General features: G+C 50.4%; 1 protein-coding gene. It reads left to right on the plus strand.

Annotated features, from left to right (window positions below; genetic code table 11):
• Positions 1 to 26: 26 nt before the first annotated feature.
• On the plus strand, positions 27 to 14,978 hold the full coding sequence (locus tag ACWJJX_RS04210; protein WP_454022750.1) for an amino acid adenylation domain-containing protein: 14,952 nt from the start codon (positions 27 to 29) through the stop codon (positions 14,976 to 14,978).

Genomic DNA, 14,978 nt, shown 5'->3' on the forward strand with positions numbered 1-14,978 from the left:
CATACAGATGAAATGGAGGCAGCTCTATGAAAAGTGATATGAAGGCAAGCGGGTTACTCAAGCCATCTGTCAGCTACGGAAAACCATTGCGGCTTTCAGCGGATCAGCCGATGACGATTCCTGAAGTCCTGCACCAAACCGCCGCGGCAGCGGGAGATCAAAAGGGCATCACATATATACAGCCTGACGGCACCAAAGTGTATCAGACTTACAGCGGCCTGAAAAAGATCGCTCTTTCGATTGTGAAAGGGCTCCGCCAATCAGGAGTGAAGGCTCAGGATGAAGTCATATTACAGCTCAGTGACAATTCCCAGCTGATTCCTGCTTTTTGGGGCTGTGTTTTTTTAGGAGCGATCCCGGTTCCGCTTGCGGCCGCTCCGGCTTATACAGAAATGAACAGCGGGACGCAAAAACTGAAAGACGCCTGGACGCTTTTGAATCGGCCGTATGTTATCACAAGCCGTGACGTGCTGCCGGAGATGACTGAATGGGCGGAGGAGCAGGAGCTTTCCGGGTTTTGCGCTTTGGCGGCAGAAGATCTCAGTGAGCATGAAATGGATACGGACTGTCATCATCCCCGTCCGGAAGATTTGGCGATGCTGCTTTTGACCTCGGGAAGCACGGGCACGCCGAAAGCCGTGATGCTCAGCCATGAAAACATCGTCTGCATGGTCAAAGGAAATATTCAGATGCAGGGCTATACAAGTGAGGATGTCACGTTTAACTGGATGCCTTTTGACCATGTCGGCGGCATCGGAATGCTTCATCTGCGTGATGTTTATCTCGGATGTGAGGAAATCAACATACCGAGCGAATCCATTTTGATGGATCCTTTAAAATGGCTCGACCTGATTGATCATTACCGCGCTTCGGTCACCTGGGCCCCCAATTTTGCCTTTGGGCTGCTTGCCGATTTCGCAGAAGAGATTCAAACACGGAAATGGGACTTATCTTCCATGCGTTACATGCTGAACGGCGGGGAGGCCGCGGTTGCGAAAGTCGGACGCAGAATTATGGAGCTTTTAGAGCCGCACGGTCTGCCGGCTAATGCCATCCGTCCCGCATGGGGAATGTCCGAAACGTCTTCGGGCGTTATTTTCTCAGATGAGTTTACACTGAAAAACACGAGTGACGACGATCGTTTCGTCGAGATCGGTCTGCCGATCCCGGGGTTTAATATGAGAATTACGGATGACCGCAATCAAGTGGTGGAAGAAGGAGAAATCGGCCGATTCCAAGTGTCCGGTCTGACTGTAACGAGCGGATATTATGAGCGCCCAGACTTAAATGGTAGTGTCTTTACAGAAGACGGCTGGTTTGAAACGGGAGATCTCGGATTTCTGCGTGAAGGCCGCCTGACGATAACGGGGCGCACGAAAGATGCCATCATTATCAACGGTGTGAATTATTACAGCCACGCCATTGAATCAGCCGTTGAGGAATTGCCGGAAATTGAAACGTCATATACAGCTGCATGCGCCGTCCGGCCGAATCAAAGCACGACAGATGAGCTGGCGATTTTCTTTGTGACATCTGTTCCATTGGATGAGAACCGCATGACGAAGCTTCTTCATCACATTCACCAGCACGTGACACAGAGAATCGGCGTTACCCCTGATTATCTGCTTCCGGTCGCAAAAGAAGACATTCCTAAGACGGCAATCGGGAAAATCCAGCGTACTCAGCTGAAACATTCATTCGAACAAGGGCAATTTGATTCATTACATAATAACAGACAAGAAGGCGGCAATTCAGACACGGCTTCTGCAGAGAAAGAAATTGAACGGGATTTTATCCGTTTTCTGAAAGAGGAACTTTCCATCGCGGATGAGCTTGTTGATCCAAATACACCGTTTCAAAGTCTTGGCGTCAACTCCATCAAGATGATGAAACTCGCCAGATCAATTGAAAAAACGTATCACATCCGGCTGACGGCAAGAGAGCTGCACAAAAACCCGACGATTGGCGCTTTAGCGGCTTATACTGCTGAAAAAGCGGCAAACATGTCAGCGGAGCATCATTCCCAAAAAGCCGAACCGCCGGCAGAACGGGAGAAACGGCAAACGGCGCCGGCGCTTTCAGAAGTCCAAAAAGGGCTGTGGACATTGCAGAAAATGTCGCCTGAAACGACTGCATACCATGTCCCGCTCTGTTTCCGATTCACAACCGGAATCGACAAAGAGAAACTGAAACAGGCGTTTCAGCTCGTATTAAAGCAGCATCCGATGCTCAAAAGCGCCGTGAATGAAACAGACGGCGGGTTTTATTTCATAGAAGCGGCAGATCCTTTTGTATTCTCGGAAGAAGATATTTCTGACGTCAATGAATCACAAATATCCGCTCTGATACGGAAAAAAGTGAAAGAGCCGTTTGTCAAAGAAGGCGGGCCTTTGCTGCGCGTGCGGCTGCTTTCAAAATCCGCCGCGGAACATTATCTTTTGACGGTCATTCACCACATCGTGTTTGACGGTATTTCATCCATTACATTTATTCACAGTCTGCTGGATCATTATCAGGCGCTGCTGGAGGGAAAAGAAGAGTTTGCGGCCGCCGCTCCCGGCATTCATCCCGATTTCGCGGCTTGGGAAAAGCGGTATTTAGCGGGTGAAGAAAGCAAAGCTGCCCGCGCTTACTGGATGAAACAGCTCGGGGGAGATCTGCCTGACCTTCAGCTTCCGCCGATGCGCGCGGACAGCAGCGTTCCGGAGTTTACAGAAGATACGCTGACACGCCGTCTTCCCGAACGGCTGCTGAATAATCTAACGGCGTTTGCCGCATCCCGTTCGATTCATTTGTCTACCGTCATGCTGAGCTGCTATATGGTGCTTTTAAGCAAATATACGGATAAGGAAGATATTGTGACAGGCATGCCTGCCATGGTCAGACCTGAAGAACGCTTTGACGGAGTGGTCGGCCATTTCCTCAACATGCTTCCTATACGGAGCAGAGCCGGACGAAAAGAAACATTTGCTGACTTTGTTCAAAAGGTGCAGGATGCCGTTCTGGACGGACTGGATCACTCCTTTTATCCGTTTCCGAAAATGGTGCGTGATGTGCATGCGAAACCCCTGCAGAACGGTTCGCCTGTTTTCAGCAATGCCTTTTTCTATCAGAACTTTCTGCAGCATTCAAGCTATCAATCGATGCTGGATGAATACAAGGAATTCTCCTGTGAGTTTATAAAAGACATTCATCAGGAGGGGGAATATGATCTTGTATTTGAAATGTGGGAAGAAGCATCAGGCATGGATCTTACGATTAAATACAGCACCGAATTATTCGATGAAGCAGGGACGGCCAGACTTTTCAGCCAATTTGTACAGGCCGCTGAAGCTTTGACGGCGAATCCGGATATGCCGCTTGAGAACGTTTCTCTCATGACAAAAAGAGAGGAGCACATGATTCTTAAGACTTGGAATGAGACAAGCCGTGAATATCCGGATGCCTGCTTCCATGAATTATTCGAACGTCAGGCGGCAGAAACGCCGGACGCTTGTGCGGTCGTGTATGAACAGCAAAAGCTGACGTACCGTGAGCTTGATGAAAAAAGCACGAAGCTGGCGCTCTATTTGCAGGCGCACGGTGCAGGCCCTGATGATCTCATCGGCATTTATACAGACCGATCATTGCATATGACTGTCGGCCTTCTCGGCATTTTAAAAGCCGGGGGAGCGTATGTGCCGCTTGATCCTTCTTATCCCGCTGACAGATTGGAATATATGATCGCCGACAGCAGAATTTCAATGTGTCTGACGACAGCTGATTTAGAGTACTCCTTGAACTGGGGAGGCGTGCAGACAACTGCCATTGACCGCGATTGGTCTCGTATTGAAAGTACAGCCGCGGAAAGAACGTCGCTGAAGCGGTTAGTGACACCTGACGATCTGGCGTACGTCATTTACACGTCGGGCAGCACGGGCAAACCGAAGGGCGTGATGATTCCGCACCGGGCGCTGACCAATTTCTTAATCTCGATGGCGAATGAACCGGGGCTTTCGTCTAAAGACAAACTGCTTGCCGTCACGACATATTGCTTTGATATCGCGGCACTGGAGCTGTACCTTCCTTTAATCAAAGGAGCGGAGTGCAACATCTGTAAGACAGAAGTCACAAAAGACGCGCGGAAGCTGAAAGAGCTGATTCAAGAGTACAAACCGACGATCATGCAGGCGACGCCGTTTACGTGGAAAATGCTCTTTCATTCCGGATGGTCAAATGAAGAAAAAGTGAAAATCCTTTGCGGCGGAGAGGCGCTTAGCGAACAATTGAAGCAGCAGTTTCTCGATACGAAAAGTGAGGCTTGGAATATGTTCGGGCCGACAGAGACGACAATCTGGTCCGCGGTGCAGCGTATAACGGAAAATGAGAGCGCGCTTACGATCGGGCGCCCGATCGCCAATACCCGCGTGTATATTATGGATTCCGGTCTCAATCCTGTTTTAGAAGGGGTGCCGGGAGAACTTTGTATTGCGGGAGACGGATTGGCAAGAGGGTATTTCAACAAGCCTGAGCTGACAGATAAAGTTTTCGTCAGCCACCGGCTCGAACTGGGATCAAAGCTTTATAAAACAGGCGATATGGCGCGTTTTCTTCCCGGCGGCCGCATTGAATACATGGGACGGATGGACACCCAAGTCAAAATCCGCGGCTACCGGATTGAACCCGGAGATATTGAGAGCCGGATGAATGCCCATCCGGCCGTACAGGAAAGCGTAGTGGTTGTGAACAATCACTCCGGAAATGAAAAGCTTTGCGCATTTTATATCCTGAAAAACGGAGAGCCGCTTCCGTCTGCAAAGGAATTGCGCAATCATTTGAAACAAGCGCTGCCGGCCTATATGACGCCAGCTTCGTTTATCCGTCTTGAAGAGCTGCCGCTCACACCTAACGGAAAAGTTGACCGCAAGCTTCTTGCTGCCCGTGATCTGACGGAAAAGCAGCCGGACACACAAACATTTTCATCATCTCATATCCAGCAGGCGGTGCTGGCGATTTGGCAGGATGTATTGAAAAGCAAAGATATAGAGCTTGATGACCGCTTTTTTGATGCGGGGGGAGATTCGCTTCTTGCCGTGACTGTCACTGACCGGATGACGCAGGAACTGGATTGTGAATTCAGTGTAACGGAGCTGTTTGAATACGCGACGGTAAAAGACATCAGCCGGTACATCACAGAACAAAAACCGAAAGAAACCGTTTTGGCTCCTGTGCCGCAAAAGAAAGTGAATACAGAAGACCGGGAACACCCAGCGGGAGAAATTCCCGATTATTATGAGGACAGTGTCGCGGTTATCGGTATATCCTGTGAGTTTCCGGGAGCGAAAGATCATTATGAATTTTGGAATAACATCAAAGAAGGCAAAGAAAGCATCACCTTCTTTTCAAAAGAGGAGCTCCGCCGATCCGGTGTTTCTGAAGAACTGGCTGATCATCCCGGCTTCGTTCCGGCTAAATCAGTTTTAGAGGGGAAAGAAATGTTTGATCCCGGTTTCTTCGGCTTTTCACCGAAAGATGCGGAATATATGGACCCTCAGCTGAGAATGCTTTTGCTCCATTCATGGAAGGCAATCGAGGATGCGGGATATATCTCAAAAGAAATTCCGGAAACAAGCGTGTATATGTCTGCCAGCACGAACTCTTACCGCAGCCTGCTGCCGGAGGAGACGACAGCACAGCTGGAAACGCCGGATGGCTACGTGTCATGGGTGCTTGCCCAAAGCGGTACGATTCCGACGATGATTTCTCATAAACTCGGGTTGAAAGGGCCGAGCTATTTTGTCCATGCCAACTGCTCATCTTCGTTAATCGGCCTGCATTCGGCTTTTCAAAGCCTGCAGTCCGGCGAAGCCAAGTACGCCCTTGTCGGCGGTGCGACCCTTCATACGGAATCAAGTGCCGGCTATGTTCATCAGCCGGGGCTGAATTTTTCAAGCGACGGGCATATTAAAGCGTTTGACGCGGCTGCTGACGGAATGATCGGCGGTGAAGGAGCCGGCGCCGTGCTCTTGAAAAAAGCGTCGGATGCCGTTAAGGACGGCGACCATATTTATGCGCTGCTGCGCGGAATCGGCGTCAATAACGACGGAGCGGATAAGGTCGGATTTTATGCGCCGAGCGTCAAAGGACAGGCTGAGGTCATTCAGAAGGTCATTGATCAGACGGGCATCCATCCTGAAACGATCGCGTACGTCGAAGCTCACGGCACAGGAACAAAACTCGGCGACCCGATCGAACTGTCCGCACTTCAATCGGTGTACGGCCGATATACAGATAAAAAACAATACTGCGGCATCGGTTCAGTCAAAACAAATCTCGGGCATTTGGATACAGCGGCCGGAATGGCGGGCTGTATCAAGGTTGTCATGAGCTTATATCATCAGGAAATCGCGCCGAGCATCAATTACAAAGAGCCGAACCCGAATCTTCATTTAGAAGACTCTCCGTTTTACGTAGCGGGAGAAAAGAAAGAGTTAACCCGTGAGAACAGAGCGCACCGCATGGCTTTAAGCTCTTTCGGTCTTGGCGGAACAAACACACACGCGATTTTTGAACAATATCCGGATGCATCCGAAGCAGCAGACGCTGCCGGTCCGTTCATCATTCCGTTGTCTGCCAGAAAAAAAGATCGTCTGAAGGAGTACGCAAAACAGCTGCTGGCTTTTCTGGAAAGAAAAACGGCCGCCGGCCTCGCTGATCTTGCCTACACGTTCCAAGTCGGAAGGGAAGCGATGGAAGAGCGCGCGGCCTTTATCACAAGCGGCACTGCGGAGCTCAAGCGGCAGCTTGCCGATTTTATCAATGATAAGCCGGCTGTAACAGGCTGCTTCAGAGGAGAAAAACAGCAGGCGAAAGATATTGCCTGGCTTTCTGATGATGATGACAGTGCTGAACTCATTGAGAAATGGCTTGCGAAAGGAAAAGCAACGAAGCTCTGTGAAATGTGGAGTAAAGGTGTCGCCATCAATTGGCACAAGCTTTACAAAGACAAGCATCCGAAACGGATCAGCGTGCCTGTCTACCCGTTTGCAAAGGAGCCGTACTGGCCGAAAAAAGCAGAAAAGAAAACATCTGCCGCACACACCGGAGTCTCAGTTTTACACCCGCTCGTGCAGCAAAACACGTCAGATTTGGCCGTTCAGCGGTTCAGCTCACGGTTTACAGGCTCAGAATTTTTCCTGAAGGATCATGTGGTCAGGGAAAAAGCGGTGCTGCCGGGAGCGGCATATTTGGAAATGTCTTATGAAGCGGTAAAACGGGCGCTTGGCGGCTTATTAAAAGACCAAGACAGAATAACGCTCCATCATACCGTCTGGATGAAACCGATCGTCGTTCACGAACAAGAGCGCCAAGTCCATATTGCGCTGTTCCCTGAAGAGGACGGCATCATCTCATATGACATGTACAGCGTAAACGCTGACGATGAAGAAGTGCTGCACAGCCAAGGACGGGCCGAAATCATAAAGGCTGAACGAGAGCCTGAGGCCGACCTTTCTGCCATACAAAACAGATGCACAGCGGACATTCTTGATCCGGCGGCCTTTTATCGGGAAGGCCGGAGCAGGGGGATGTTCCACGGAAAAGCCTTCCAAGGCATTAAGTCCGCCTTTATCGGCGAGAAAGAAGTGCTTTCGGACATACAGCTTCCGGATTCTGTTTCTCATACGAACGGACAATTTACGCTTCATCCGAGCATCATTGATTCGGCTATTCAGACGGCGACGATCTGCATTATGCAGGAGTTTTCCGGACAAAAGCTGATTCTGCCGTTTGCGCTGGAATACCTTGAAGTCGTCAAACCATGCACACCGACTATGCGGGCGCATGCACGCTTCAGCGAAGGATATCAAACCGGTGATTCCGTGCAGAAAGCTGACATTGACCTGTTCGACGAAACAGGAGCACTTTGCGTGAAGGTGAGAGGATTCTCTACGAGAGTGCTTGAAGGCGATGCAGAATCGGCTCAGCGGCCATCAGGCTCGGAAAAGGTCTTGTTTGCTCCGGTCTGGATAGAAACCGCCGCATCCGAGGAATCTTCTGTCCATGCTGATGTACATTTGATCATACTTTGTGAAGATGCCTGCCGTATAAAAGATAAAGCGGCATCCGGCCTGAAAGACGCCGAACTGCTGATTGCAGAAGGTGAGGGAGAAACAGCCGCTGAACGCTTCCAAAGCTACGCGCAGACAATCGCTGAACACATCCGGCGGATCATCAGCGAAAAAAGGCAGGACCGCATTCTGATTCAGACCGTTATTTCAGCAGACGGCAGCCAGCAATTGTTTGCGGGGTTAACAGGTTTGTTAAAAACAGCCGAGCTGGAATACGGAAAACTTAACTGTCAGCTCATCGAAATGGAATCAATCGGCGAAATGCCGGCTGTCGCTCAAAAACTGAAAAACGACAGTCATCGGCCGCATGATAAACATATCCGTTATACAGGAGAAAAACGGTATGTGAAGGCTTGGGAAGAAATGCATCCTGCAGGTGGCGGCGCCGTCTGGAAGGACGAAGGCGTATATCTGATTACCGGAGGCGCAGGAAGCCTGGGGTTGATGTTCGCAAAAGAAATCGCTGGTCGCGTAAAACACCCGAAAATCATTCTGACCGGCCGCTCAAATCTGGCAGAAGCCAAACAGCGTGAGCTTGCTATGCTTCAGGACTCAGGCGCAAATGTCGTCTACAAAAAGCTGAATGCGGCAGACCGGCGGGAAAATGAAGCGCTGATAAAAGAGATTACGGCGGAATTCGGGGAGCTTAACGGAATTATTCACGCAGCGGGAGTGATTCAAGACCGTTTCCTGCTGCAAAAAACGAAGGAAGAGTTCAGGGAAGTGCTTGATCCGAAAGTGATCGGCACCGCTTATTTAGATGAAGCCAGCAAAGACTGCAATCTTGACTTTTTCGTATTGTTCTCCAGTGTTTCCGGCGTTCTCGGCAATGTCGGGCAGGCTGATTATGCCGCCGGCAACGCGTTTATGGATGCATACGCCGCTTACAGGCAATCCCTTACGGAGAATGGCTTGCGGCACGGAAAAACGATCGCCTTTAACTGGACGCTGTGGAAAGATGGCGGTATGCAGGCGGGAGACGAGACGGAAAGAATGATGAAAAAAGCTTTCGGCATGGTTCCGCTTCAAAAGGCGTCAGGCCTGGCCGCATTTTATGAAGGAATGGCTCAGGAAAAGCCGCAGCTTTTAGCAGCTGAAGGAGACGCAGCAAAATTAAAACAGTCGTTCCTGTCCGTTTCTGAAACTGAAAAGCCGCAGGTGGAGAAAATAGAGCCTGTATCCGCCGTTTCGGGAGACAAATGGCACGGTGCGCTTATCAGATTGGTCAGTTCAATTTTAAAAGTCGGCCAAGACGAGATTGATATTGATACGGAACTGAGTGAATACGGTTTTGATTCCGTATCCTTTACCGTCTTTACGAATCAATTAAATGAAGCGTATCAGCTGGAGCTGGCGCCGACGATCTTCTTCGAGCACGGGACGATCCGCAGTTTAGCAGAGTATTTGACGGATGAAACAGAAGCAGGTCTTCCTTTTCAGCCGGAAGAAAAACACGATGCAGAAGAATCTCTTCAAGCGCTTCACACCGCTTTGACAGCCATGGTAAGCGGCATTTTAAAAGTTGACCGTGAGGACATTGATACAGATACGGAACTGAGTGAATATGGTTTTGATTCCGTATCCTTTACCGTCTTTACGAATCAATTAAATGAAGCGTATCAGCTGGAGCTGGCGCCGACGATCTTCTTCGAGCACGGGACGATCAGCAATCTCGCCGGATATTTGGCAAAAGAGCATCCGGGCCGTTTCGGCGAAAAGAAGAAGGAGTCTCCGAAAAAAGAGCAGCCAAAAGCCCAAAAACCGAAAACGCATCGGAAAAAGCGCTTTGCAACGGTAATGAACGCTAGGGCAGCGACACAAGAGCCGCGCCGCTTGGACCCGGTTGCCATTGTCGGAATCAGCGGCCGATTCCCGGGCGCGAAGGATATAGAGGAATTTTGGCGCAATCTGAAAGAAGGAAAAGATTCTATCACAACCATTCCGAAAGAACGCTGGGATTGGCAAGCGTTTGATGGCGACCCGAACCTTGAAAGGAACAAAACGAATATCAAGTGGGGCGGCTTTATCGACGGAATAGCTGAATTTGATCCGCTGTTCTTTGGGATTTCACCGCGGGAAGCCCAATATTTAGATCCGCAGCAGCGGCTGTTATTGACTTATGCATGGCGGGCGATAGAAGATGCGGGCTGTAAGCCGGAAAGCCTTTCCGGCACAAATACGGGTGTCTTTATCGGCACCGGAAATACCGGTTATAAAGATTTGTTCACAAGGGCAGGTCTTGCGCCGGAAGGACATGCGGCGACAGGCAGCATGATTCCTTCCATCGGTCCGAACCGTTTAAGCTATTTGTTAAATCTTCACGGGCCGAGCGAGCCGATTGAAACGGCATGTTCAAGCTCGCTTGTTGCGATTCACCGGGCGGTATCCGCTATAGAAAACGGAGAATGCGACATGGCGATTGCCGGGGGAATCAACACGATTCTGACGGAAGAAGCGCATATCAGCTACAGCAAAGCAGGCATGCTCAGCAAAGACGGAAAATGCAAAACCTTCTCCAAAGATGCCAACGGGTATGTCAGAGGAGAAGGCGCGGGAATTCTGATGCTGAAGAAACTGACAGATGCAGAACGTGACGGCAATCCGATTTACGGCGTGATCCGCGGTACGGCTGAAAACCACGGCGGCCGGGCGAATACGTTAACCTCGCCGAATCCGAAACTGCAGGCTGATTTATTGGTGAAAGCATATCGGAAAGCGGGAGTGGACCCGAGCACCGTCACGTATATTGAAGCGCACGGTACAGGAACGGAATTGGGCGACCCGATTGAAATAAACGGTTTGAAAGCGGCGTTTCACGAGCTGGCGAAAACAAATCAAGAGCCCGAAGTCTCCGATCACCGCTGCGGCATCGGTTCGGTCAAGAGCAATATCGGCCATTTAGAGCTTGCCGCGGGAGTATCAGGCGTCATGAAAGTGCTTTTGCAAATGAAGCACAAAACGCTGGTGAAAAGCCTGCATTGCGAGACGATCAATCCGTACATTCAGCTCGATGACAGTCCTTTCTACATCGTGCGGGAAAATCAGGAATGGACGGCAGCGAAAGATAGAAACGGAAATGCGATTCCGCACCGGGCCGGGGTCAGCTCATTTGGCATCGGCGGGGTCAACGCCCATATCGTCATTGAAGAGTATGTTCCGAAAGCAGCCGCGCAGCCTGAGCACAGTCCGGAAAATCCGGCAATCATCCTTTTGTCCGCCAAATCAAAAGAAAAACTGTTTGAACAGGCGCAGCAGCTGCAAAAAGCGATCCGTCAAACGCCGTATACAGATCAAGACTTGGCGGGCGTCGCTTATACGCTGCAAACCGGAAGGGACGAAATGGAAGAGCGCCTGGCCATTCTTGCAGCGACGATGGCGGAATTGGAAACAAAGCTGGAAGCATTTACGAAAAATGAGAAAAACATCGCGGGGCTGTATACCGGCCAGTCTCACCGCAATAAAGATACGTTTGCCTTGTTCACGGCAGATGAAGATATGGACATCGTCATTGACGCCTGGATTAAAAAAGGAAAATTCGCCAAGCTGGCAGAGGTATGGGTGAAAGGCGGCGTGTTGAATTGGAACCGGCTGTATGAAAAGGGTACGCCGCGTTTACTCAGTCTTCCGTCTTATCCGTTCGCAAAAGACACGTATTGGGTGCCTGAGAATCCTGACAAAAATAAGGTCCATACAGAGGAACGGATGAAACGTATTCTGACAAAACAATGGGAACCGAGCCCGCTCGAACTGCGTGAACCGTGCCCACGTTCCGTTGCGATTTTGACAGGCGGGGACACGATCAATCTCGCAGAAGAGATCGCAGCGCATATGCCGAATCACCGTATTATCACAACATCAGACCTTACCGGTGAATATGATTGGCAGGCGTTTGGCGGAGTCATCGACCTCCTCGGCGCAGCGAAAGAAGAAGCTTCTGGAGATATGCCCGGTATCAAATGGCTTCAGCAATTGATTGAGCATGGGCATAAAGAAGGGATGACACTGCTTTGTGTCACGAAAGACCTTGAGTCATTAAATAAAGAGGCCAATCAAACAACAGGAGCAAAACGGGCCGGTCTGTACAGAATGCTGGCATGTGAGTACGGTCATCTGTCTTCAAAGCATCTCGACCTTGAAGGAGCGCTTTCTGATGACAAACTGGCGAAGCAGATTGCCGATGAGTTTCATGCCCGTACTGATGACGCGGAAGTTTGCCGGAGGGACGGCTTGCGCTACCGCGCTGTATTGAGCGGATCAGAAAATATGAATATGCAAGGCGAGAGAATTGATTTTCCGGACAACCATGTGCTTCTGATCACCGGGGGGACGAGGGGGATCGGTCTTTTATGCGCACGTCATTTTGCCGAACATTACGGAGTGAAAAAACTGGTGCTTACAGGCCGTGAGACCCTTCCGCCGCGAAGTGAGTGGACGGGCGGACTGAATGGGGTGACGGCTTCTGTAAAAGCGAAAATTGAAGCTGTTCTCGACTTGGAATCCAAAGGTGTACAAGTGAAGGTATTGTCAGTCCCGTTAGCTGATGAAGCCGGGCTGAGACAGGAACTGAGTCAGATCAAACAGACGCTCGGACCTATCGGCGGCGTGATTCACTGCGCGGGTGTGACCGATAAAGAGACGCTCGCATTCATCAGAAAAACCCATGAAGACATACAGCGCGTGCTCGAGCCGAAAGTAGAGGGGCTTCAGGCGTTATACAGTGTGCTCAGCGAAGAGCCGCTGAAGTTTTTCGTCTTGTTCTCTTCTGTGTCAGCTGCGATACCGGCGCTTTCGGCAGGACAGGCCGACTATGCCATGGCCAATGCGTATATGGACTATTTTGCAGACTCATACAAAGAGCAGCTGCCGATCGTAAGCATTCAGTGGCCGAACTGGAAAGAAACCGGAATGGGCGAAGTCACGAACAAAGCTTATAAAGAGAGCGGGCTATACAGCATCACGAATGCAGAAGGATTACAGCTCCTTGACGGCATACTTCTTGCATCAGCAAGAGGCCCGGTGCTGCCGGCCGTTCTGAATCCTAAGCTGTGGAAGCCGGAGCGATTCCTGCGGCGAAGCAGGCAGGATCAGCCAATGAGCCCTGCTATGGTAAAACCGGCGGAAAAAACCGCTGATACTGCCGCAGACAACGCTCAATTAACAAGGAAAACAGAAGAATGGCTGAAAGAATTATTTTCTGAAGAGCTGCGGATTGACCAGGATCAGCTTGAGACAGACGTATTATTCCAAGATTACGGAGTGGACTCCATTATCCTTGCTCAGCTTCTGCAGCGGATCAATCGGAATCTCTCGGCATCGCTTGACCCGTCCATTCTGTATGAATATCCGACGATTCAATCTTTCGCAAATTGGCTTCTCGAAGGATATACAGAAGTTTTGTCAGAACGGTTTAATTTGGCGGCGGAGCCTGTTATGAAGAAGCCGGCTGAGCCGGTAATTGTAACACAAGCCGTTAAGGTGCAAGAAGAGCCGGCCGAAAAACAGATTCACCGGGAAGATATCGCGGTCGTCGGCATGTCCTGCCGGTTTCCGGGGGCGGCTTCCTTAGAGGCATACTGGTCGCTTTTGGCTGAAGGCCGTTCGGCTATCGGTCCTGTTCCGGCTGAGCGATGGGGTTTGAAAACGCCTTATTACGCGGGAATGCTTGATGGAATTGATCAATTTGATCCGGACTTCTTTTTACTGGCTGAAGAAGATGTAAAGGCAATGGACCCTCAAGCTTTGGCCGCTCTGGAAGAATGTCTCAACCTGTGGTATCACGCTGGCTATACGCCGGATGAGATAAAGGGAGAAGCAATAGGTGTGTACCTCGGCGGACGCAGCCGTCACAGACCGGGTGAAGAGAAACTGCTGGATGCGAAAAACCCGATCGTCGCGCTGGGCCAGAATTATTTGGCCGCAAATCTGTCTCAATATTTTGATATGCGCGGCCCGAGTGTTGTCCTCGATACGGCTTGTTCTTCTGCTTTAGTCGGAATGAATATGGCCGTGCAGGCTCTTGTAACAGGAGAAATAAAAGCGGCCGTCGTCGGCGGTGTGAGCCTGTTTGAATCAGAAGAAACCCATAAATTATTTGAACAGCGCGGCATATTAAGTAAAGCGCAGTCGTTCCATGTATTTGACGAACGCGCCGATGGAGTCGTGCTGGGCGAGGGAGTCGGAATGGTTCTTTTAAAAACCGTGTCTCAGGCCATTGAAGACGGAGATTCTATTTATGCCGTAGTGAAGGCGGCATCCGTCAATAATGACGGAAGAACGGCAGGCCCGGCTACGCCGAGCCTGGAAGCGCAAAAATCCGTCATGAAGACGGCTCTTGAAAAAAGCGGAAAACAGCCGGAAGACATTACTCATATTGAAGCGAACGGTTCAGGCACGGTCGTGACGGATCTGTTAGAACTGAAGGCCATTCAATCCGTCTACCGTTCAAAAGACGCCGGCCCGCTCGGAATCGGATCTGTGAAACCGAACATCGGGCACCCGCTTTGCGCGGAAGGAATTGCAAGTTTCATAAAGGTTGTTCTCATGCTGAAAGAAAAGAGCTTTATCCCGTTTTTATCAGGTGAGCATGAAAACACACATTTTGATAGAGAAAAGGCCAATATTCAGTTCAGCCGCACTCTGGCAGACTGGCCGTCACCAATGCCGGCGGCAGGAATTAACTGCTTTGCCGACGGCGGAACAAATGCCCACGTCATTGTGGAAGCGTGGCAGGAAGACGAAGGGCGCCGAATCAAGCGCCACCCTTTAACACCGCCTGCATTAAATAAGCGGCTGATTTCGCCGGACAGCAAAGAAGAAACGAACGAAAAAGCTGCGGCAAACATCTGGGATACCTATGAAGTGGAGGTTTAA

The organism is Bacillus sp. YH3-2-B2, assembly GCF_053663335.1.